Here is a 21,026-nt window from a genome sequence, read left to right on the forward strand (position 1 = left end):
AAGGCGGGATCTGGCTTCAGAGATCCAGATCTGCTTTAATGTAGCGAATGTAGTGACGCCCCTGTTCTCTCCTTGGGGGGCTCATTTCAGGGATCCGACTATGGCGGATGGCGAATACAGGCCGGGGCTAGAAGGCGTTCCGGCCACGCGCTCTAACATTAGTTTTGTCGATGGCCAGGCAGGGATCCTGGAGTATCGGGGCATTCCCATCGAGGAACTGACGGCCCAGAGCACCTTTCTGGAGACGGCCTATCTGCTGATCTTCGGCAAGCTGCCGACGCAAGCCGAGCTGGACAACTTCGATCAGGCCGTCCGCAGCCATCGGCGGGTGAAATACCGCATCCGCGACATGATCAAGTCGTTTCCCGAGTCGGGCCACCCCATGGATGCCCTGCAAACCTGTGTTGCCAGTCTGGGGATGTTCTATCCGGTGCGAGAGGCGGATCCCGACTACGTGTTCGGCACGGTTACCCGTCTGCTCGCCAAGCTGCCGACGATGGTGGCGATGTTTCACCAGATGCGCCAGGGCAACGATCCCATCCCCCCCGACGACAGCCTGGATCATGCCGCCAATTTCCTCTACATGCTCTCCGGCAAGAAGCCGGATCCCTGGCTGGCCCGCATCTTCGATACCTGCCTGATCTTGCACGCCGAACACACAGTCAATGCCTCTACTTTTGCCCTGCTGGTGAGCGCCTCTACCCTGGCCAGCCCCTATAGCAGCCTGGCCACGGCGGTGGGTACCCTTTCGGGGCTGTTGCACGGCGGGGCCAACCAACAGGTGATGAGGCTGTTGCGACAAATCGGCTCGGTGGAAAATGTGCGCTCGTTTATCGAAGAGAAGCTGGCCAAAAAAGAGCGCATTATGGGCATGGGCCATCGCGTTTACAAGGTGAAGGATCCGCGGGCCACCATCCTGCAGCGGCTGGCAGAGGAGCTGTTCGAGCGCTACGGCCACGACAAGTACTACGACATTGCCCTGGAGGTGGAGCGGGTGTGTGAGGAGTTGCTGGGGCCGAAGGGGATCTACCCGAATGTGGACTTCTACTCAGGGTTGGTCTACGCCAAGCTGGGGATCCCAGAAGATTTGTTTACACCGGTGTTTGCCATTGCCCGAGCGGCGGGTTGGCTGGCCCATTGGCGGGAGCAGTTGTCCGATAATCGGCTTTTCCGACCCACCCAGGTGTACACAGGTGAACGCCAGCAACGCTACATCCCTATAGAAGAGCGGGGTTGAGAGCCGTTTGACAGGGCGCTGGGCCGGGATCCCAACTCAATAGAGCCCAAATTGGTGTGAGGTGGTGCGTTGAGCCTTTTGGATTCTCCTCTCTGGCGCGATGGGTTCACCCTCTTTTTGAGCATCGTGGTGCAGGCCATGCCATTTTTGCTGCTAGGGGTGTTTCTGTCGGGGCTGCTGGCGGTGTTTGTGGAGGGATCCCAGTTGGCCCGTTTCCTGCCCAAAGGCAAAATCGGCAGCGCGGTGGCCGGTGGCGCTTTAGGATTCTTTTTCCCGGTGTGCGAGTGTGGCAACCTGCCGGTGGCCCGTCAACTGGTGATCAAAGGGATCCCACCCCACGTGGCGGTGGCCTTTCTGTTGGCGGCGCCGGTGTTTAACCCGGTGGTGATCTTTTCCACTTGGATTGCCTTTCGCTCCATGCCGGAGCTGGTGGCCTACCGGGTTCTTTTTTCTTTTGGCATTGCGGTGGCCATCGGCTTGCTCTTCAGCGTGCAAAAAGATCTGGAGCCTTTGTTGCAACCGGCGGTTTGGCGAGAGCTGCAGCGCAACCGCTGCCAAGAGGCAGCTCTGAAAAGCACCTCCCGCTCGCCGTTGTTGCAGGGGGGCACCTTCTGGATTGGCTCGCGAGGCCCTGCTCCCTCTGGCGGATCCCTGGCCACTCTGCAGAGGGCTGAAGAGGTGTATCGGGCGGCGCTGGCCGCTGCCCCTGCTCTCTCTTGGCGGCAAAAGGGATTGCTGCTGCTGCAAACCTGGGCTAGAGAGATTCGCGAGCTGGGATCCGTGCTCATCTTGGGCTCGGCGATGGCGGCCCTGATTCAAACGGTGATCCCGCGTTCGTTTGTGCTGGATTATGGCCAAGATGCATTGCTCTCAATCCTGATCATGATGGCCCTGGCCGGGATCATCTCCATCTGCTCGACGGTGGATGCCTTTTTCGCCCTCTCCTTTGCCGCCACCTTCACGCCGGGATCCCTGTTGGCTTTTATGGTGTTTGGGCCGATAGTAGACTTGAAAGCCATAGGCTTGATGCTCACTCTGTTCAAGCCCCGCGCCATTTTCTACTTCGTGATCTTGGTCTTTCAGCTTACTCTGGTGGGAGCTTTAGCCATCAACTACTATGGCAGTTAAAGCGTTTGTTTGAACCTTTCTCCACAGGGACACCCTCTCCATCCACTCTCCGTCAAATATTCGTCAAATATAGTTGCTTCAGTTTAGGGTAAGACGCCTGGGCTATTGAGAACAGCCTTCTGGCTCGGTGCACCCTAGGTGTGGGTGCAGTGTTCCGGTTTAAGTCGAAATGACCATAGAAAGAGTTGCCTGGATAAGGTTTGTCACCAGAGGACTCTGCTCCCAGACGGTTGAGAACTCAGGTGTTACAGGTTTTATTGTAGTAAACTCAAGAAGGACGTAGTCTGGATTTCATAATTATTGCGACCCTATTTTTCATCAGGACAAAGCTATGAGCAGTCTATACTCGACAGACTTTAACTTGTGGATTGACCGAACAACCCGGCTATTGCGGGAAAGGCGCTGGCATGAAATTGACCTAACACACTTAATTGAAGAGGTTGAGAATTTGGGTAAGAGCGAACGACGAGGGATTACCAGTCAATTAACTCGCCTTCTGCTGCATCTACTCAAGTGGCAATATCAACCTCAGCGCCGTTCAGATAGCTGGCTAGATTCCATTACAGATGCGCGAACCCAAATCGGATTGGCCATAGAAGATAGCCCTAGCCTAAAAGGTTATCTGGTAGAGCAACTTGAAGAGAGTTATCAACGGGCGCGCCGCCAAGCAGCCAGGCAAACGGGGATAGAAATCTCGACATTTCCAGATGTCTGTCCCTACTCTCCAGAGTTGGTGCTTGCAGAGGACTGGCTGCCGGAAGTTTGACAAGCATTCGACAGTGGACGGCATTTCCCACAGCACCGACCCCACAGTTCTGGCCTGGTCTTGCCTCACACAGGCAGTCCATTATGCATTAAATACCGGCAACATAGATAGACTGAGGCCAATTGCTGTGCTACTGTTGCTATTCCTCAAGCAGAGGCGCGCTCCTGCCAGGTGCGCATCTTGCCCGGATTAAGCAACCCATAGGGATCCACTTCTTCTTTAAAACGAATCTGGCGCGGATCCATCACCTTACGCCCACCGTCTTCGATGATGAAAGTGTGGGGGTTGGCAATAAATACTCCCTGCTCTTCGTGGTAGCGCATGATCTCGTTTAGACGCTCTTCGGTGGTAAAGCGGACAATTTGCAGGCCGACAGGGGTAGCTTGCCCGTTGATGCGAATCCACTCCAGGTGCATCAGCACTTCGTCGCCAAAATACTCGTACATGTGCTGCACCAGCTTCAGCTCCCGATCGGCGGGAAAAGCCGATTGTAAATAAGTCAGGCTGGGATCCACGCTGCGGCAGTGCAAGGTGGTGTGGTTCCAAGAAAATTCCCCCAGCGAGATCCCCTTGCTGGCCTCCTGGGCCGTTTTGTTGTAAACCACTTGGCCCCCATGTTCCCGGACAAGCTCCAACAGCGGCTCCAGGCTGCATTCGGCCACCATCAACAGGGCCACAGCGGATCCTTCTGGCAAATGACCCCGCAGCGGTGCAAAGTAGCTGGGGATCGGCCAAGCGTGCAGGCTGACCAATTTCTTGAGGATCCCATCGGCATCTCCCAGGGCTTGGCCAAAATGGGCACAGGGCATAAAGCCCACTTCAGGGGGAAAGGCCACCACCAGCTCCGCCCAAGGATAAGCAGGCGCCAGCGGAATCTCCACCTCGGTGATGATCCCATTGAGGCCCCAGGCATGGCTTACTTTGAATACCTCATCTCCCCGCAGCTCCAGCACCCGGGGCTCTTCCTCCAGGGTGACCACCCGCAAACCCAAGATGTTGCCGCGATCCCGCAGTTGGCCGTAAGTCACAGAACCAATGCCACCACTGCCGCCAGCAATGAACCCCCCGATGGTGGCCGTGCGATAGGTGGAAGGAGCCATGCGGATCTCCCAGCCCATCTCCCGGGTGTGTTTGTCGATGGCCATCAACTTGGCCCCCGCCTGCACCCGCGCCAAGCCCGGCTTTGCCCAAAGCACCTGGTTGAGCTTGCCCATGTCCAGGATCACACCCCCGGCCAGCGGGATACATTGGCCGTAATTACCGGTACCGGCACCGCGCACCGTAACCGGGATCCGCAGCCTGGCACAGGCCGCCGCCACCCGCATCACCTCGGCCTCATCGGCGGGGCGCACCACCAAATCTCCCCGCTTGTCGCTCAGTTGTCGGCTCAGCACGGGGCTGTAGTGGTAAAAATCCAACGACAACTTGGCCACCTGAGCCGGATCAGTGATGATCTCAATACCCTCTAAGTCAGAACGCAAAGCCTGCAGCTTGTCAGGAGCGGCAACGATCATAGGTATCCGTATTTGGGTGCAACGGTTCTTCAGACTCCATCATCGGCAGAAATTGCCTGCAAAAGGGTTTGCCGAGAACAGTATGGGAAGGATCCCTGTCCGGCCAGGTCGATTAGCCGAAGCGGCCCTCCACATAATCTCTTGTGGCTTGCTTGGTGGGGCTGTTGAAGATGACTTCAGTTCTGTCAAATTCAATCAGCTCGCCCACACGGTTGGATCCCACCAGCTCCACGCTGAAGAAAGCCGTCATATCCGAGACGCGGCCGGCCTGCTGCAGGTTGTGGGTGACAATGATGATGGTGTAGTCCTGTACCAGCTCCTTCATCAGCTCCTCAATGCGGCGGGTGGAAATGGGATCCAGTGCCGAACAGGGCTCATCCATCAAAATCACATCCGGCTGCACCGCCAGAGCGCGGGCAATACACAAGCGCTGCTGCTGCCCTCCCGACAGCGACTGACCATTTTCTTTCAACTTGTCTTTGACTTCATCCCAGAGGGCAGCCCGTTTCAGCGAGGTTTCCACCACCTCGTCCAAGTCTACCTTCATCCCCAGCACCCGCGGGCCGTAGGCCACGTTGTCGTAAATGCTTTTGGGGAAGGGATTGGGCTTTTGGAAGACCATGCCGATACGCCGCCGCACCGCCACCGGATCGACCTCTTTGGCGTAGAGATCCTTGCCGTGGTAGGTGAGCTTGCCCTCTACACGAGCACCGGGGATCAAATCGTTGGTGCGGTTGAAGCAACGTAGGATCGTGCTTTTGCCACAGCCGGAAGGGCCGATAAACGCAGTAATCTGTCGGGCTGGGATGTCCAGAGTAACATTTTTTACAGCCAGATTGGAGCCATAGTAGACATTCAGGTTCTCGGTCCTGAAAACGTAAGAGGTCTGGTTAAGAGATTGAGTTTGCATGGCAGCACTCACAGAAAGAGCTAGAGTTCGACGAAGAGTTCGATTCAAGACTTTGTTGAGAATCCTCAGGCTATTTCCTGGTCTTGTACACCAAAAAGCGAGCGGTCAAGCTGGCCGCCAAAACAATGGCTAACAAAACCAAAGCGCCCGCCCAAGCCAGCTGCTGCTGCACCCTGTAGGGAATGATGGAGAAAAAGTAGACCATCACCGGCAAGGTAGCCACCGGGCCAAAGAGATCAGTAGACCAGAAATTGTTGTTGAAGGCGGTAAAGAGCAGAGGTGCAGCCTCGCCTGCCGCTCGGGCCAAAGCCAGGATTAGCCCGGTTACGATGGCCGGTGCCGCTGCCGGCAAAACAACGCGCATTGTGGTCTGAAAGCGATTTGAGCCCAGGCCAAGGGAAGCCAAGCGCATGTCGGGCGAAACCAGCAGCAACGCCTCCTCGGTGGAGCGGATGACAATCGGCAGCATCAGCACGCCAAAAGCCACCCCTCCCGAGAAAGCCGAAAAGCCGGATCCCCTCACCACCACAGCATAGGCAAACAGGCCGCAGAGAATGGCCGGTACCCCCGTGAGCACATTGCAGGAAAACTTAACCAGATAAGCAAAGCGGGTGCCGCGACCGAATTCAGACAAGTACACTGCCGCCAAGATGCCGAAGGGAAAGCTCAAAGCCGCCCCCGTAGCCAGCACCATTAAATTGCCGACAATTGCGTGACCAAAGCCCCCTTCCGCCAGGCCAGGGGCAGGGTAGCGGGTCTGGGTGAGGACATCCCAATTTATCCGCTGGATGCCTTCCTTGCCCACATCCCACAGCACCCAAGATAGGGAAGCTATGATCACCGCCACAAAGAGGCCACTCAGCAGGGTTAGGACAATGCCTGTGTAATTGCGGACAGGGGCAATGGCGGCACGGGTAATGTCGATGTCAACCTTCTCAGGGGCAAGCTGTGCTGAGTCGGACATGATAACAGTGCTCCTTTATCTTCTTTCTGCTTCCCAAGTTACTGCTCCAAGTTTTGAAACTTGCGGATGATGATCTCGGCAACAATGTTGACCAATAACGTCAGCACCATCAGCACCACGCCGGCATACATGAGAGCCGAAACCTGCAAGCGTCCTGCCTCGCCAAACTGAGAGGCAATCAAGCCAGTAATGGTGGATCCCGGCTGCATTAGGGAGATATTGATGCGGTTGGCGTTGCCGGAAAGCATGGCCGCTACCATGGTCTCTCCCAGGGCCCGCCCCAGCGCCAGCATGATCGAGCTGACAATGCCCGACAGGCCGGCAGGGATCATCACCGTTAAGATGGTCTCCCAGCGGGTTGCCCCCAGAGCCAAAGCGCCCTCTTTTAGGCTGCGTGGCAGAGATTCAAAGGTACTGCGGGTAATGGAGATGATGATGGGAGAGATCATGATCCCCAGCACCATAGCCACAATCAACAAGCTGGGCCCCCGCGGAGCCGGGCCACTCAAGAAAGGGATCCAACCCAGCGTCTGGTTGATGGCTCGAAAGATGGGCCGCACTGCTGGAATCAGCACAAAGATCCCCCACAGCCCCAGCACCACACTGGGAATGGCCACGATCAGCTCAATCGCAAAGCCAATCGGCGCCGTTACCCACTTGGGGGCAAAACCTTCCGTCAGGAAGATGGCAGTGCCAATGCCCAGAGGGATGGCAAAAATCAAAGCCACCAGAGAGGTTACCAAACTGCCATAAATCTGTGGTAGTACCCCGTAGATGTTTTCCACCGGGTTCCAGCGGGTAGTAACCAGGAAGCCCAAGCCAAACTGCTGGATCGCCGGCAGAGCCGCTTCGGTGGTTTGAAGAATCACCCAGATGAGGATAATGCCGGCAAACCCCGCCAAGGCCAGCGTCAGGCGGACAAAACCCACATCAACAGCCCGGGACGGGCTTGCCTTTTTCTCAATGTCAACATCGATATCCGGGTTTGGTGGTGAACCATAACCCGTAGCCGCTGAAGTCATAGCCTCTCTCCCATGATCATCTTCGGTTCAAAACTTTCCTAAAAATCCCACCGTGCAAGGTAAGCCCAGCAGCCGACCGAGAAAGCCTCATCTGCCTCCTCAGCCGGCCACCAGCTCCACTCTAGTGGAGTTCAGGCTGCAACCCAGTCATCGCACCGCATTGGGGTTAACGGTGATGGCATCCAGCTCTGCAAAGATCCGCTGGATAGCCGCCTCAGGCATAGGGATGTAGTCCAGCTCGCGGGTAATGGCCTGACCTTCCGGCCCCTGGGTCCACTTCAGAGCCTCCACCAGCTTGGTCAGCTTCTGCTGATCGGGATACTCGCGGTACAGCATCACCCAGAACAAGCCCACGATTGGGTAGTCATTTGGCCCTTCAGGGTCGGGCACCAACAGCGCAAAGTCATCAGGAATGGGAGCATCCAGCGCCGAGGTAGCTGCCTCAGTCGAGAACTTAACAATGTTGCCCGCTTTGTTTTCCAGGCGAGCAGTGGCCATCTTTTCCAGCTTGGCATAGGACTGGTTCACGTAGCCAATTGCCCCTGGCTCCTGCTTGATGGTGGCGGCTACGCCCTCATTCCCTTGGGCTCCAATGCCAACAGGCCACTCGACAGAAGTACCAGCACCGGCTGTCCAATTAGGGCAGACAGTTCTGATGTGGTTGGTGAACACAAAGGTAGTCCCAGAACCATCAGAGCGGTGTACCCAGGTGATGTCCAGGGGTGGCAGCTTGTTTGCTATACCTGGGTTCTCGGCCTTGATGCGAATGTCGTCCCAGCGAGTGATCTCACCGGTCACGATGCCGCAGTAGGTTTCCCGCTTCAGGATGAGCTCTCCGTCTTCAATGCCGGGCAGGTTATAGGCAAACTCGATGGCCCCTCCCGCCAGAGGCAACTGTAGGGGCTCATAGCCGTATTTAGCTCGGAAGCTTTCCAGGCGAGCACCGGAGAAAGGCGCCTCGGAAGCGCCGAAGTCCACAGTGCCATTGATCACCTGCTCTAGGCCAGCACCACTACCGACAGACTGATAGCTGACTTGCACAGTGGGGTCTACGGTGCGGTTGTAGGCGTCAAACCAACGTTGCAGCAAAGGAGCCGCAAAGGTCGCGCCCGCCCCGGAGATTTGCACGGTTTGGGCTTGAGCCGAGGTCGCTGTTAGAAATCCTACTGTTAGAGCGGTGAGGGAGAAAGCAGAAAGCAGGGTTCGCATGGGTAATATCTGTGGCGAATCAACACCTTCAACCCTATAACCTCAAAGTTAACAGAAGGATATCTAAAGGTTAACTTTGGGTTAAGTCAAGAGAAAAATCGATATTTTTGAGTGTGCTGGCTCGTTTCCAAACCTCGATTTTCCATCTGGTGGTCTTGGCCAGTTTGGATTTCAGCAAAATCAGGATCCTGGAGCCCAGGATCCGCGAAAAGGCTTATGCTGCTGAACTTCTATCTCATTTGACAACCAATCAAACGGACACAACTTGAATAAGAGCTAAGCTTAGACGGCTGCAAAAAAACTCGATCCAGATCCAAGATGTGTAAAATTTGATACAAAGATGTTACCCCCCTCTCGGCAAGCTTGGACATGATTTCAGCAGGGCGGGAAAAGCTCTGGCCAGAGCTTCTTCCGACTTTTGACAGTTTTGACAGAGAGAATTAGCTAGGAGATGGACTTCAACACTCCAGACGTGGGGCAGCTCTACATGTTCCCCGAGCAGAGAAAGATCTGGGCTCTAAGCTGGGATCCGCCCGCCCCCCATGAGGTACAGCAGAGCCATACGCACCGCCACGCCGTGGGTGACCTGCTGCTCAATCAGGTTCAAGCCGGGATCCTCCATTACCTCGGAGCTGAGTTCCACACCGCGATTGACCGGGCCGGGGTGTAAAACCCTCACCTCTGGGTGGCACAGGCGCAGCCGCTGCCGCGTGAGGCCGAAGAAGTGATGGTACTCCTGCAAGCTGGGGAGAAGGAACTCGCCCATGCGCTCCTGTTGCAGGCGTAGGGTGATAACAAAACGCGCCCCTTCGAGGGCAGGCTCTAGCTGCCAATGGACAGGGAGCGTATGGCCGGGTACAAAATGGGCAAAATCTTTGGGCAATAGGGTGGGAGGGCCGGCTAAGTGAACCTCAGCTCCGGCGGCCACCAGGGCGTAGATATCGGAGCGGGCCACTCGCGAGTGGAGAATATCGCCGACAATGGCGATTTTGATCCCTTGCAGCAACTCCAGACGGGGACGCCGGGGATCCAGATGGCTGCAGAGGGTAAACAAATCCAGCAAACCTTGGGTGGGATGTTCGTGCAGGCCATCCCCAGCATTGAGAACGCCCACAGGGGATCCGCGGCGGTCGATCTCGGCAGCTAATTGTTGGGGCACTCCTGCCTGGGCATGGCGAACGATTAAGAGATCGGATCCCATGGCCAGAAAGGTGCGGGCCGTATCCAAGAGCGTCTCCCCCTTGCCCAAGGAAGAGGTGCCTGGGGAAAAGTTGAGCACATCTGCCGAAAGGCGCTTGGCCGCCAGCTCAAAACTGGAACGAGTGCGGGTGGAAGGCTCGAAGAACAGCGTCACCACCACCTTCCCCTGCAAGGTGGGCACCTTGGGCAACCGCCGCGTCAACACCTCCTGGAAGCTGGCAGCGGTTTGCAAAACGATTTGATATTCTTCGGGGGTAAAGTCCGCCAAGCCCAAGACGTGCTGTCGCTGCCAAACCATAGGGGATCCTCAAATGCCCAGGCGGGCAAAGATCTCGTCTAGGTGAGTTAGGTGGCGCTGGGGATCAAAACAAGCCTGCAGTTCCGCCTCGCTGAGGTGAGCCATCACCCGGGGATCCGCCAGCAGATTGGCGCGAAAGTCCCCCTGCGGCTGGTTCCAGGCGCGGTGAGCATTTTCCTGCACCAGGCGGTAGGCTTCCTCGCGGCTCAAGCCCTTCTCCACCAAAGCCAGCAGCACCTGCTGGCTGAAGATGACGCCGCCGTAGAGGTTGAGATTGCGCTCCATGTTGCCGGTGTGAACCTGCAGGTGGCGCACCAGGTCGGCCATGTTCACCAGCAGGTAGTGGCAGAGGATGGAGGCATCGGGCAGGATAACCCGCTCCACCGAGCTGTGGGAGATGTCCCGCTCATGCCAAAGGGGAATGTTTTCTAGGGCCGAGACGGCATACCCGCGCAGGAGACGGGCCAGCCCCGTCAGTTGTTCCGCCTTGATGGGGTTGCGCTTGTGGGGCATGGCAGAGGATCCCTTTTGGCCGGGGGCAAAGTACTCCTCAGCCTCCAGTACCTCTGTTCGCTGCAGGTGGCGGATTTCAGTAGCAAAGCGCTCTAGGGAAGAGCCAATCAAAGCCAAGGTTTGCACGTATTCAGCGTGGCGATCCCGCGAGATTACCTGTGTCGAGGCTGTATCGGGCTTCAGGCCCAGGCGAGCGCAGGCCAACTGCTCCACCTGGGGAGGCACGTTGGCGTAGGTGCCCACTGCCCCCGAGATCTTGCCCACTGCCACCACCTCTTGCAGGCGTTCCAGCCGCTCCTGATGGCGCAGGCACTCGGCCAGCCACCCTGCCAGCTTAAAGCCAAAGGTAATCGGCTCGGCGTGAACACCGTGGGTGCGGCCGATCATGAGGGTGTAGCGGTGCTGCCGAGCTTGGTCGCGGATAGCAGCGATGAGGTCGGCCAGGCGAGCTTGCAAGATCTCCACCGAGGCCACAAGCTGCACGGCCAGAGCGGTATCCAACACGTCCGAGCTGGTCAGGCCCAGGTGGATGTAGCGCCCTGCCTCGCCCACGTGCTCGTTGAGGTTGGTTAGGAAGGCAATAACATCGTGCTTCACTTCCGCCTCAATTTCCAAAACCCGCGCCGGGTCAAAGGCGGCTTTGGCTCTGATCTCCTGCAGGGCTTCTTGCGGGATCCGCCCCAGCTCCGCTTGCGCTTCACAGACAGCCAGCTCCACCTGCAGCCAGGTCTGGAGCTTGTGGGCAGTGGACCAAATCTGGCCCATTTCGGGCAGAGTGTAGCGCTCGATCAAGGTGCCTTTTCCGTCGGTACAGTAGGATGAGCTAGGCTATTTTAGCCTTTGGCGTCCCCCCTCGAGGAAAAGCCGCTGGGGGATCCCTGCGGGCTTGGCTTGCGGTGTCGAAGGAGCAGCAAGGAGTTTGCAGATGACCGTCGGAGCTGTGCCAACTCAGGGAAAAAGAGCTTGGACAGCCGAAGAATTCATGGCGTTGTCCAGGGAGGGACATCGCTACGAGATTGTTGATGGGAAGCCAATTGATATGGGAAGCGCGGGGGCACTCCATGGTTATGTCTGCAGCCTCCTATTGGCAGCTTTGACCCCCTACGTTTTGTCCAACAAGCTGGGGATCGTTTTAGATTCCAGCACTGCTTTTAAGATGAAGAGTGGAAATTGGCGCTCCCCTGACATCTCTTTTTTTGCTAAAGAACGCTTGCAGGGCATGGCTGAACTGCCCACAGGATTTTTGGAAGGGGCTCCAGATCTGGCTGTTGAAGTGCTTTCCCCCCGCAATACGGTTGAAGAAATTCATGACAAGCTGGTGGAGTACTTTGAAAATGGCAGCCGCCTGGTTTGGCTGGTTCACCCCAGCGAGCACTACGTCCTGGTGTATCGCAGCTCTCAAGAGCCTGACCGCCTCCTGAAATCGGTTGATCTTCTAGAAGGTGAAGAGGTTATTCCAGGATTTGCCCTGCCGGTGGCTCATCTATTCCAGAAGCTTTCCTTGTAACATCCCCCCGCCCTCACTCTAGCCAATAGACCTCCTCCTGAGAAGACCTCGGCCCCAAACACCGCTTCCGAGTTCAACTGGCAGGGATCCCTCAAGTTGCTGCGCGGGGATCCCGTGGCTGCCCTGGCGGATCTGGATCGGGCGGTGCAGTTGGATCCCACCTATGCGCCAGCCTACGTTAACCGCAGCTACGTTTACAACCAGTTGCGCCAGCCCCAAAAGGCCCTGGCCGATGCGGAGCGGGCCATCCAGTTGGATCCGCGAATTCCAGAAGCCTACTTTAGCCGCGGGGTGGCCTATCTTCAGTTGGGGGATCGAGAAGCGGCGATGGCCGACTTTCGCCAGGCGTTGGCTCTCTTCTCCAAGAGTGGCAACTTTGCCAACCAGGCCATCCTGCAGCAACTGCTGCGCCAGTTGGGGGTGGAGTAGTCGCCCTTGGATTGGATCTAGAACCATCTCGGAGTTAGGCAAACCGAGGTTCTCCCAACCACTCGGCCAGGGAAACGGCCTGGGCCTGCAGCCCGAAAACTTCACAAAAAGATTGCACCAAAACTGGGGCCACGGCAGCCATCGTCACCCCCGGACAAAAGTGCACCAGGGATCCCACGGGCCGGTCAGGGATCCCACAGGGCACGATGGCTTGGAAGGCAGCTAGATCCGGACAAACGTTGAGGGCAAAGCCGTGGTAGGTAACCCAGCGGGAGACCTTGATGCCGATGGCCGCCACCTTGTGGCCTTGCACCCAAACCCCTGTTAGGCCAGGGATCCGCTCCCCCTGCAGGCCGAAGTGGGCCACAGTCTGGATGAGCACCTCTTCTAGGTGGCGCAGGTAGCGATGCAGATCCGGCTGGCCGTGGGAGCCATAGACAGTCCTATGGCGCTTTAGGTTGAGCAGGGCATAACCCACCCACTGGCCCGGCCCGTGGTAGGTCACTTCGCCGCCCCGCTCCACCCGCAGGATCTCCGGCCCCTCAGTAACAGGGGACTCTGGCTGAGTGTCTGGAGATCCTATCTGTCCAGCCAGGCTTTTGAGAAACTTGGGATCGGCCCCCGCCCCCAGGGTGTAGACCGGCGGGTGGGTGAGCAACAAAAGCCCATCTGGCACCTGGGGATCGCGGATCATCTGGGCCAACCTGACTTGCTGCCAAGCCCACGCCCTGCGGTAGGGCACCTCTCCCGCCTGGTGAACTTGGAGAACCGGCCCCGCCTCAAGCTCCTGCCAAAACGCCCTCAAGGTCTATCTGCCCTTAGCTGACCGGCAGGCCGATCTGCGCCCGCAACCGCTCCACCAGGGCGCGAGGCTGCAACAGCCCCTCGATGCGGTCAACCGGCTTCCCGTCTTTGAACAGGATGAGAGTCGGCACAGCGTAGATCCCCCAGCGGGCAGCAATGTTGGGGTATTTATCTATATCCACCTTCACGAAGGAAATAGCATCCCCCACCTGCGGCTTCACCTGCTCCAACACCTGAGCCATCACCTGACAGGGACCACACCAGGTAGCGTAAAAGTCCACCAGAATGGGAGTTTTGGATCCCTGGATCATGTCGTCAAAGCTCTTGAACTGCTGTTTTTGGGCCATGGGCAACCTCCAAAGGATGCGGCAGAAAACTTAGGGTGCAATCTATTTTTAGTCTAACTGTTTGAGATGAAGGTGTAGATAGGGATCCTGCTACAGGGTGCTGGCGGTTTCCCGGTAGGATGGCTAGGGCTGGGGAGCGTACCTGTAGTCTAGGGTGCAGGCCTGAAGGAAGGGGCAGACTTGAGCAGGGTTTAAGGAGTGGGATCCCAATGGCAACCATTCGGATGGTGAGCCGAGGTGTGGTGGCTGGCGTATTGGCTGGCATGGTCTTGAGCCTCTGGGGGATCGGGCGCTGGCTTTGGGATCCCTCGGCCTGGATCCAGGTGGTGGCCGGGCTGCTCCTAAGTGTGGCGACGTTGCTGTACTGGCTGAAGACCCGCCCCGCCGACTGTCTGCTGGTGGAGCCCCAGAGCTTGCGCCTCAGCCGCCTCAGCCCTCATCGCTGGCTTATCCAGGCCGAGTTTGTGGCCCGCAACCTCAACCCCCTTTTTGAGGTCACCTTGGCCCAGGTGCAGCCGCGGCTGCATCTGCTCAGCGCCGGCTCCCTCGAAGGGATCCAAAGTAGGATCCGCCTGCGCTCCCGCCATCCGGATCTGCCCCCCCGCCCAGACAACTACTGGCAGGCCTACATCATCTCCCCCCAAAGCCAGACCGGCTTAGAAGTCGAGATCGAGCTAGAGGGGGAAGGGCTGGCAGATTTGCGCTCGGCCTGGCTGGAGTTGGACTACATCCAGTACGGGCGGCAACGGCGCACCCTGAAGACCAGCCACCTCATCTTGCCGCTGCAGGAAGTGGAGCCCTTGCCAGAGCTGAACTGGCAGAAGCAGGGATCCCTCCTTTGGGCCCCTGTTCCCACCCATCTGCTTACCCCCAGCGACGACCTAGCCGAGGTGCTGCGGCACTACGTAGGCCCCCATATCCAGCCCGGCGATATTGTGGCCATCTCGGAAAGCGCGGCGGCCATCGTCCAGGGCAACTTTCGCCATCCCCTGCAGGTGCAGCCCGGCTGGCTGGCCCGCACCCTCTGCTACTTCTTCCCTTCCAAAACCAGTCTCTCAAGCTGCTATGGGATGCAGACGTTGATCGACTGTTCGGGGGCCTGGCGGGTGTTGGGGGCTTTTGTCGTCGGATCCCTGGCCAAATTGCTGGGGATCCGCGGAGCCTTCTACGCCCTGGCGGGGGAGCAGGCGGCCTTGATCGACGATGTCACCGGCACTTTGCCCCCCTACGACCAGTTCATCGTCTTGGGGCCGCGGGATCCGGCCAAGCTGGTGGCCGAGCTCCATGCCCAGACCGGCTACGAGGTGGCCATTGTCGATGCCAACGATCTAGGCGAAGTAAGCGTTCTGGCAACCAGCCCTGGCGTGGAGGAGGAGCTGGTGGAGCAGGCGCTGCGCAAGAACCCAGCCGGCAATGCGGCAGAGCAAACGCCGATTGTGCTCATCCGGAAGCGGCTGCCGGCATAGAGTTCGTCTGAGACTTGAGAACCTGCATCGCCTGGTGGGTCGACAAGAAGAAGCGCTCGGCGCCCACTTTCTCCACAAACCCAGCCCTTTTGAGGCGATCCATCACCGGCCCCTTCACCTCGGCCAGGGCAAAGCCCACCCCCATTTGCTGCAGACGTTCTACCAACTGGGCCAGGGCCTCCAAAGCGCTGCCGTCGACGAAGTTAATGGCGCTGGCCACCAGCAGCACCTGTTCCACTGCTGGCCGCGCTGCTACCTCCTGCAGGATGGACTCCTGCAGGTAGGCCGCGTTGGCAAAAAACAGGCTTTCATCCACCCGCACCGCCAAGATGCGCGGATCGGTAATCACCTCATGGCGCAGCACGTTGCGGTAGTGCTCGGTGCCCGGCACCTGGCCAACAATGGCGATGTGGGGACGGCTGGCCCGCCAAAGAAAGAGCAGGATGGAAACCAGCACCCCCAGCCCAATCCCCGGCTCCACCCCGATCCCCAACACGCTGGCAAAGGTGACCAGCCAAACCAAGGCATCGCCGCGGTCGTAGCGCCAGCTCTGCAGCAAGGGGTGAAAATCCACCAACCCCAACACGGCTACCAAAACAATAGCTGCCAAGGTCGTCTGGGGCAGGAAGGTAAACAGGGGCATCAGCCAGATCACGGCCAGGGCTATCAGGGATCCCGTGACCACCGAGGCCAGGCCGCTGTTGGCCCCGGCCTGAGCGTTAACCACCGAGCGGCTGATCCCACCGGTTACGGGGTAGCCACCACTTGTGGCTGCGGCCAGGTTGGCCACCCCCAGGGCCACTAGATCCTGGTTGGGATCCACTTTCTGCCGCCGCTGGCTGGCCAGCGACTGACCCACCGCATAGCTTTCTGTAAAGCCCACCAAGCTAATGGCCAAGGCTGTGGGCAGCAAAGCTCGCCACTCTGGCCAGCTCAGCCAAGGGAAGGTCAGGGGGGGCAAACCCGCCGGAATGGATCCCACCACCGCCACTCCTGCTCTTTCCGAGAGGTTCAACCCCCACACCAGCAGCGTGGTCAGGAAGACGGCTCCCAGCGGCGCGCCCTTGGTGAGAAGTAGGCCCCAGAGGGGTGGGATCCCCCAGCGGCGCAGTTGAGCGGGGAGCTTCTGCTGGGCGTACACCAAGAGGGTGATGGCCAACAGCCCCAGCCCCAGGGTGACCCAGTTTACCCCCTCCAGGCTCTGCCAAAGCCGTTGCAGCAGCAGCCAGAAGGACTCGGTGTTGGCGATCTTCACCCCCAACAGATGGCGGAGCTGGCTGAAGGCGATGATCAAGGCTGCCGCGCTGCCGAAGGCCGTTACCACTGAGTGGCTCAAGAAATTGGCCAGAAACCCCAAGCGCAGCAGACCTACCCCTACTTGGATCAAGCCCGCTTCCAGGGCCAAGCCCAGCGCCAGCCGGCCATACTCCGGGCTGCTCGGCTCAGCCAGCGGCTCCAAGCCCGATGCCACCAGCAAGGAGATGATGGCCACCGGCCCCACCGACAAAGCCCGGCTGGAGCCTAGAAAGCCGTAGGCGATGGCCGGCAGGATAGCGGCGTAGAGACCTGTCTGGGGAGGCAGCCCGGCCAGCAGCGCATAGGCCATGCTCTGGGGCACTAGGAGAGTGGCTGTAACCAGTCCGGCAATGAGATCCCCTGGCAGATCCTCTGGCCGATACCGAAGCCACCACAAGGAATCCCTGGTAAAGGGCAGGTAGCGCGCCAGGATTCTCTGGGGGGAAGGGATCCCGCTCATAGGGCCTGACCTCGGTTCCAGGGCATGCGGGCCAAAAGCAGCGCCAGACCGCAGGTGTTGGTGATCCCGGCAAACACCAGCCCGGCTCCCACAAAGCCGCTCAACACCAGCCAGGCCGGATGGACAAAGGCTCCCAGCAAGGTTCCGGTGAGCACCAGGGATCCCGCCGCAATTTGCACCTGCCGCATCAGCGAGATGGGGGCGTTGCGGGTGCGGGTGGTGGGCAGCTTGGCGGCCTTCCAGGCTTCGATCCCGCCCTTTAGGCTCATCGCTTCCGGCCAGCCGTACTCCAGCAACTGACAGCCGGCGCGGATGGAGCGGCTGCCCATGCGGCACTGCAACACCACCGGTTTTTCCGGCGTCGAGGCGGGCACCTTGGCCGGATCAAAGCTAGACAGAGGCATGTTGATCGCCCCCGGGATCCGCTCATCGGCATATTCTCCCGGCTCCCGCACGTCGATGAGCTGTACCCGCCCCTGATCTAGCCACTGCTTCAAGGTCAGGGCGTCGATCTCCTTAAGACGGGGATCCCGTTCCTGCTGAGCGGAAGGCGTAGGATTTTGTCGGGCTACAGTCATTGGTTTCCTCCTCGGGTAACTAACCTTCTTCCTCAAGCAACCTGCTGGGCTCGCCGGGGTAAAACTGGCTATCCAGGATTTGCTCGGGAGAATAAGGACAGGTCTTGGGAAAAGTTTTTCTGGGCAGCTTTGTCTCTTCCAGGGCCACCTGCAGCGCCCTCAAGTAAGACTTGGAGATGGCCTCCGGCAAATAGGGCCTCAAGCTGGGGTTTTCTTCCAATAGATCCAGAACTTCCTGTCGCTGCACCTGTAGGGTAAGAAGCCAGCTTACAGATCTAGCCTGCGGCTGATACTCCCATTTCAGAAGGTGCCCCACCAAAACCCCTAGCCGGTTGCGCAGCTCTTGCCGCTGTTGCCTGCCCAACGATTCCATCTCCTCAATCAAATGGGGCAGGTCTAGCTTCTCCCAGGCCCGCTCCCGCAGCAGTTGGGCTTGTTGCTGCGTCCAAGCATAGAAATCCCTCTCATAGAAATTTTGGGGTTCCACTCTCAACCCTCCTGACGGGCTGCCTGAGAGAAGTCTACCCAGCGCCAAGCCTTGCGGCCTCCCCCTAAACCGCGGCTGCTGCCACTTGGCCGCACTGCTCGTTGGCCGGCACCGCCTCCTGAATCTTCTTGGGCTGAGGTAGGTTGAGGCTGTTCATCAGGGCGATGAAGCTCTCCCGCGAACGCAAATTTCCGGTCTCCGGATCCACAAAGCGGGGGTTCCAGCGCTTCTCTTCGCCAATAGTGGAGACGGTGTGCCCCCGGTAGTCATGGCCGGGATAGACCAACGTCTCGTCCGGCAGGGTAAACAGGTGCTGGGTAACATGGTCATACATCAGGCCGGGATCCCCGCTCTGGAAATCCGTGCGCCCACAGCCGCGAATGAGCAGGGCATCGCCGGTAAGAACGCGATCCCCATTGACGCGATAGGTCATGTGGCTGTCGGTGTGGCCCAGGGTGGCGATGGCCTCGATGACAATGGATCCCACCTGCAGCGTTTCCCCATGGCCGATAAAGCGATCCGCACATTGCGCCTTGGCCTGAACCGGCACCACCCCTTGGCAGCCGGTCAGCTCGCGCAGCTTGCCAGTGCCGGTGATGTGATCGGCGTGGACGTGGGTTTCCAAGCAGTACTTCAAGGTCAGACCCAGCTCTCGAATTAACTTCAAGTCCCGCTCCACCTGCTCCAAAACGGGATCCACCAGAGCTGCCTCGCGGGTGTCTGGGTCTGCGATTAAATAGGTGTAGGTGCTCGTCTCGGTGTCGAACAGTTGGCGAAATAGCATGCTGCCCTCCTGTCTGTTGGCAAAACCCGAACGCGATCCAATTCGGGCCTCTAGATCTACTGTATAACTATTTAGTGTTAAAATCAAGCCAGCGCATCCCTCAAGACAGGCTATGGATTGGGACGAGCTCGTGAAAGGTGGCAAAGACGAGTGCCAGTTGACTCTGACGCCGGAAGTGCTGACCAGCGTAGCGGATTACTTCAAGGTTTTGGCGGAGCCCAGCCGGCTGCAGATCCTGTGTCAGTTGCGCTCGGGACCCAAGAACGTCACCCAGATCTTAGAGGCCACCGGCATGGGCCAGGCCAACGTTTCCAAACATCTCAAGATCTTGGCGCAGGCAGGGATCGTCAGCCGCGAGCCCAGGGGCGTGAGCGTCTACTACCAAATTGCCGATCCCATCTGCTTTGAGCTGTGCGAGGTGGTGTGCAAGCAGTTGATCGAGCGGCTCAAGCAGCAAGCCCGGCAATTGCAGCCGCTGGCAGCCCTTCACTCCGGCAGGCTGAGCCGGGAAGGCTCCTGAGGGCGGGGGCGGCGCAGCATCAGGGGAAGGCTCAGCAGCCCAAACAGGGCCACCACCGCAGCCATGATCCAGACGAGAAAACGGCTGGGGCGAAAGTTGCCCGCCTCGATTTGCCGCATCACCTGGTTGTAGCGCCAGGTTGAAAGGCCAATTGTCAGGATCCCAAAGATCACCAACAGGAGGCCCAGGTTCTGGGTACTCAAGAGGCCGTGGCTCGGGGAGGGCTGCTCGGGGGAGCTGGAAGCTTCGATCTGCTGCAGAAAGAGGCTGAAGCGGGTGAGGGCAAAACCAAAGGCAATGAGAGCCACAGAGGTGCGCAGCCAAGCCAGAAAGGTGCGCTCGTTGGCCTGGTGTTCCCGTTGGCGATCCGGGGGCAGGTTCATGGGCTGAAGGGATCCCTCAGGGGCTAATTTTAAGGCAGCGGGGATCGGGCAAGCTGGCCTTTTCCGGCTGGCGGGGGAAATAAAAGGCGGTACGCCGGCAGATCTCCACCAACATCAACATCACCGGCACCTCGATCAACACCCCTACGACGGTGGCCAGGGCGGCCCCTGAGTTCAAGCCAAACAGCACCACCGCCGTTGCAATGGCCACCTCAAAGTGGTTGCTGGCGCCGATTAAAGCTGCCGGAGCCGCATCCTCATAGCACAAGCCCAGTTTCTGGGCTGCCACATAGGTGATGCCGAAAATGAGGTTGGTTTGAACGAAAAGAGGCACTGCGATCAACAAAATGTGGAAGGGATTTTCCACAATGAGATCCCCTTTAAAAGCAAAAAGAAGCACCAACGTCACCAGCAAGGCGGCAATGGCAATGGGGTTGAGGTAGCGCAAAAAAGCTTTTTCAAACCATTCCCGGCCCTTGGTTTTGAGAATCCAATAGCGGGAGGCTGCTCCTGCAACTAACGGTAGGCCCACATAGACGGCCACCGACAGCAAAATGGTTTGCCAGGGCACCGTTAAATCGCTCATGGCCAGCAGCCAGCGGCCCAGCGGTGCGTAGAGGAAGAGCATGGTTAAAGAGTTCACCGCCACCATCACCAGGGTGTGGCCCTGGTTGCCATAGCTGAGATAGCCCCACATCAGCACCATGGCTGTACAAGGAGCAATGCCCAACAAAATGGCCCCGGCAATGTAGGAGCTGCTGAGGCTAATCTCTGTGCCGCGGATGATTTCCGTGCCGGTTATCCAAGGGGCAAACAGCCACCCCAAAAAAAACTGGGCGATCACCACCATGGTAAAGGGCTTCACCAGCCAGTTCACGGCCAGGGTCAACAGCACTGGCTTGGGAGATTTCAAAGCATAGGCTGCCTGGCCGAAGTCAATTTTCACCATGATGGGATACATCATGAAAAACAGGCAGACGGCAATGGGAAGGGAGACCTGATAGAGGCTCAAGGCATCCAAAGCCTCGGCCACGCCCGGAAACCATCGCCCCAGGAGGATCCCGGCAACAATACACAGGGCCACCCAAAGGGTGAGATAGCGCTCAAAAAAGCTCAGGGAGCCGCCGCTGGGGAGAGCTTTGGGGTCAGATGCGGTTAGGGCCATGATCAAAAGCCGCGTTCCTGTGTGCTCTGTCAGGATACA

Annotated in this window: 22 protein-coding genes; 7 read left to right on the plus strand and 15 right to left on the minus strand. The window is 58.5% G+C overall.

The genetic code is table 11. The features are described from left to right. Nucleotides 1-100: 100 nt before the first annotated feature. From GG26_RS00885 to GG26_RS00895, 3 genes are all read left to right on the plus strand, one after another. The gene (locus GG26_RS00885) at nt 101-1,237 is read left to right on the plus strand and encodes a citrate synthase (protein ID WP_099834862.1); all 1,137 of its coding nucleotides are present in this window, start codon (nt 101-103) and stop codon (nt 1,235-1,237) included. A gap of 78 nt (nt 1,238-1,315) precedes the next feature. Continuing rightward, nucleotides 1,316-2,365, plus strand: coding sequence for a permease (locus GG26_RS00890; protein WP_414388574.1), 1,050 nt, complete (start codon nt 1,316-1,318; stop codon nt 2,363-2,365). Nucleotides 2,366-2,696: 331 nt separating this feature from the next. Next, entirely contained in the window at nt 2,697-3,131 is a 435-nt protein-coding gene (locus tag GG26_RS00895; RefSeq protein WP_414388439.1) for a DUF29 domain-containing protein, read from the plus strand. 146 nt (nt 3,132-3,277) lie between these two features. Here the strand turns inward: GG26_RS00895 and GG26_RS00900 are convergent, their stop codons facing one another. The 7 genes from GG26_RS00900 to purB form a co-directional block, all read right to left on the minus strand. Then, the gene (locus GG26_RS00900) at nt 3,278-4,645 is read right to left on the minus strand and encodes an FAD-binding oxidoreductase (protein ID WP_414355895.1); all 1,368 of its coding nucleotides are present in this window, start codon (nt 4,643-4,645) and stop codon (nt 3,278-3,280) included. A 112-nt stretch (nt 4,646-4,757) separates the two neighbouring features. Continuing rightward, nucleotides 4,758-5,555: a phosphate ABC transporter ATP-binding protein PstB gene (gene pstB / locus GG26_RS00905; protein WP_011430566.1), complete on the minus strand. Its 798-nt coding sequence runs from the start codon at nt 5,553-5,555 to the stop codon at nt 4,758-4,760. A 70-nt stretch (nt 5,556-5,625) separates the two neighbouring features. Continuing rightward, nucleotides 5,626-6,519, minus strand: coding sequence for a phosphate ABC transporter permease PstA (pstA, locus tag GG26_RS00910; protein ID WP_414388442.1), 894 nt, complete (start codon nt 6,517-6,519; stop codon nt 5,626-5,628). Nucleotides 6,520-6,557: 38 nt separating this feature from the next. Next, nucleotides 6,558-7,448, minus strand: coding sequence for a phosphate ABC transporter permease subunit PstC (gene pstC, locus GG26_RS00915; RefSeq protein WP_414388445.1), 891 nt, complete (start codon nt 7,446-7,448; stop codon nt 6,558-6,560). A gap of 240 nt (nt 7,449-7,688) precedes the next feature. Next, nucleotides 7,689-8,750: a phosphate ABC transporter substrate-binding protein PstS gene (gene pstS / locus GG26_RS00920; RefSeq protein WP_414388447.1), complete on the minus strand. Its 1,062-nt coding sequence runs from the start codon at nt 8,748-8,750 to the stop codon at nt 7,689-7,691. A gap of 517 nt (nt 8,751-9,267) precedes the next feature. Continuing rightward, entirely contained in the window at nt 9,268-10,248 is a 981-nt protein-coding gene (locus tag GG26_RS00925; protein WP_414388450.1) for an aspartate carbamoyltransferase catalytic subunit, read from the minus strand. A gap of 9 nt (nt 10,249-10,257) precedes the next feature. Next, a complete protein-coding gene (gene purB / locus GG26_RS00930) occupies nt 10,258-11,553 on the minus strand; it encodes an adenylosuccinate lyase (RefSeq protein ID WP_099834868.1) in 1,296 nt (431 codons plus the stop codon). A 133-nt stretch (nt 11,554-11,686) separates the two neighbouring features. Here purB and GG26_RS00935 point away from each other — a divergent pair, with 133 nt between their 5' ends. Both GG26_RS00935 and GG26_RS00940 read left to right on the plus strand, forming a co-directional pair. Continuing rightward, on the plus strand, nt 11,687-12,268 hold the full coding sequence (locus GG26_RS00935) for a Uma2 family endonuclease (protein WP_011430559.1): 582 nt from the start codon (nt 11,687-11,689) through the stop codon (nt 12,266-12,268). A 96-nt stretch (nt 12,269-12,364) separates the two neighbouring features. After that, nucleotides 12,365-12,697, plus strand: coding sequence for a tetratricopeptide repeat protein (locus GG26_RS00940; protein ID WP_414388454.1), 333 nt, complete (start codon nt 12,365-12,367; stop codon nt 12,695-12,697). 34 nt (nt 12,698-12,731) lie between these two features. On the opposite strand, the gene lipB is transcribed toward GG26_RS00940, so the two are convergent. Both lipB and trxA read right to left on the minus strand, forming a co-directional pair. After that, nucleotides 12,732-13,502, minus strand: a complete 771-nt coding sequence (gene lipB / locus GG26_RS00945; RefSeq protein ID WP_414388456.1) for a lipoyl(octanoyl) transferase LipB — start codon at nt 13,500-13,502, stop codon at nt 12,732-12,734. A 13-nt stretch (nt 13,503-13,515) separates the two neighbouring features. Then, nucleotides 13,516-13,848 (minus strand): thioredoxin, encoded by a 333-nt coding sequence (gene trxA, locus GG26_RS00950; protein ID WP_011430556.1) that lies wholly within the window; start codon nt 13,846-13,848, stop codon nt 13,516-13,518. A 209-nt stretch (nt 13,849-14,057) separates the two neighbouring features. Between trxA and GG26_RS00955 the strand changes: the two genes are divergently transcribed. Then, nucleotides 14,058-15,314, plus strand: coding sequence for a hypothetical protein (locus GG26_RS00955; RefSeq protein WP_414388459.1), 1,257 nt, complete (start codon nt 14,058-14,060; stop codon nt 15,312-15,314). Here GG26_RS00955 and GG26_RS00960 read toward each other — a convergent pair. From GG26_RS00960 to GG26_RS00975, 4 genes are all read right to left on the minus strand, one after another. Then, nucleotides 15,289-17,007: a SulP family inorganic anion transporter gene (locus GG26_RS00960; RefSeq protein ID WP_414388461.1), complete on the minus strand. Its 1,719-nt coding sequence runs from the start codon at nt 17,005-17,007 to the stop codon at nt 15,289-15,291. The genes GG26_RS00955 and GG26_RS00960 overlap by 26 nt on opposite strands. 59 nt (nt 17,008-17,066) lie before the next feature. Continuing rightward, a complete protein-coding gene (locus GG26_RS00965; RefSeq protein WP_414388464.1) occupies nt 17,067-17,648 on the minus strand; it encodes a rhodanese-like domain-containing protein in 582 nt (193 codons plus the stop codon). Between the two features lie 19 nt (nt 17,649-17,667). Continuing rightward, the gene (locus tag GG26_RS00970) at nt 17,668-18,135 is read right to left on the minus strand and encodes a DUF29 domain-containing protein (protein ID WP_414388467.1); all 468 of its coding nucleotides are present in this window, start codon (nt 18,133-18,135) and stop codon (nt 17,668-17,670) included. Between the two features lie 64 nt (nt 18,136-18,199). Next, complete coding sequence (locus tag GG26_RS00975) at nt 18,200-18,919, minus strand: MBL fold metallo-hydrolase (protein WP_099813148.1); 720 nt, start codon at nt 18,917-18,919, stop codon at nt 18,200-18,202. A gap of 112 nt (nt 18,920-19,031) precedes the next feature. Between GG26_RS00975 and GG26_RS00980 the strand changes: the two genes are divergently transcribed. Beyond that, nucleotides 19,032-19,439 (plus strand): ArsR/SmtB family transcription factor, encoded by a 408-nt coding sequence (locus GG26_RS00980; RefSeq protein WP_049749757.1) that lies wholly within the window; start codon nt 19,032-19,034, stop codon nt 19,437-19,439. On the opposite strand, the gene GG26_RS00985 is transcribed toward GG26_RS00980, so the two are convergent. Next, a complete protein-coding gene (locus GG26_RS00985; protein ID WP_011430549.1) occupies nt 19,406-19,822 on the minus strand; it encodes a YidH family protein in 417 nt (138 codons plus the stop codon). The genes GG26_RS00980 and GG26_RS00985 overlap by 34 nt on opposite strands. A 16-nt stretch (nt 19,823-19,838) precedes the next feature. Beyond that, nucleotides 19,839-20,987 (minus strand): ACR3 family arsenite efflux transporter, encoded by a 1,149-nt coding sequence (arsB, locus tag GG26_RS00990; RefSeq protein WP_099813388.1) that lies wholly within the window; start codon nt 20,985-20,987, stop codon nt 19,839-19,841. Nucleotides 20,988-21,026 lie beyond the last annotated feature (39 nt).

It is taken from the genome of Synechococcus sp. 'PEA 65AY6A-5F PE A' (assembly GCF_047462575.1).
Lineage (GTDB): Bacteria > Cyanobacteriota > Cyanobacteriia > Thermostichales > Thermostichaceae > Thermostichus.

Coding starts and splice junctions, on each gene's coding strand:
- GG26_RS00985 (WP_011430549.1), bottom strand. CDS start 19,822: ATGAACCTGCCCCCGGATCGCCAACGGGAACACCAGGCCAACGAGCGC.
- GG26_RS00895 (WP_414388439.1), top strand. CDS start 2,697: ATGAGCAGTCTATACTCGACAGACTTTAACTTGTGGATTGACCGAACA.
- pstB (WP_011430566.1), bottom strand. CDS start 5,555: ATGCAAACTCAATCTCTTAACCAGACCTCTTACGTTTTCAGGACCGAG.
- GG26_RS00900 (WP_414355895.1), bottom strand. CDS start 4,645: ATGATCGTTGCCGCTCCTGACAAGCTGCAGGCTTTGCGTTCTGACTTA.
- GG26_RS00955 (WP_414388459.1), top strand. CDS start 14,058: ATGGCAACCATTCGGATGGTGAGCCGAGGTGTGGTGGCTGGCGTATTG.
- arsB (WP_099813388.1), bottom strand. CDS start 20,987: ATGGCCCTAACCGCATCTGACCCCAAAGCTCTCCCCAGCGGCGGCTCC.
- GG26_RS00885 (WP_099834862.1), top strand. CDS start 101: ATGGCGGATGGCGAATACAGGCCGGGGCTAGAAGGCGTTCCGGCCACG.
- GG26_RS00935 (WP_011430559.1), top strand. CDS start 11,687: ATGACCGTCGGAGCTGTGCCAACTCAGGGAAAAAGAGCTTGGACAGCC.
- GG26_RS00980 (WP_049749757.1), top strand. CDS start 19,032: ATGGATTGGGACGAGCTCGTGAAAGGTGGCAAAGACGAGTGCCAGTTG.
- GG26_RS00925 (WP_414388450.1), bottom strand. CDS start 10,248: ATGGTTTGGCAGCGACAGCACGTCTTGGGCTTGGCGGACTTTACCCCC.
- GG26_RS00965 (WP_414388464.1), bottom strand. CDS start 17,648: ATGACTGTAGCCCGACAAAATCCTACGCCTTCCGCTCAGCAGGAACGG.
- pstA (WP_414388442.1), bottom strand. CDS start 6,519: ATGTCCGACTCAGCACAGCTTGCCCCTGAGAAGGTTGACATCGACATT.
- trxA (WP_011430556.1), bottom strand. CDS start 13,848: ATGGCCCAAAAACAGCAGTTCAAGAGCTTTGACGACATGATCCAGGGA.
- pstS (WP_414388447.1), bottom strand. CDS start 8,750: ATGCGAACCCTGCTTTCTGCTTTCTCCCTCACCGCTCTAACAGTAGGA.
- GG26_RS00975 (WP_099813148.1), bottom strand. CDS start 18,919: ATGCTATTTCGCCAACTGTTCGACACCGAGACGAGCACCTACACCTAT.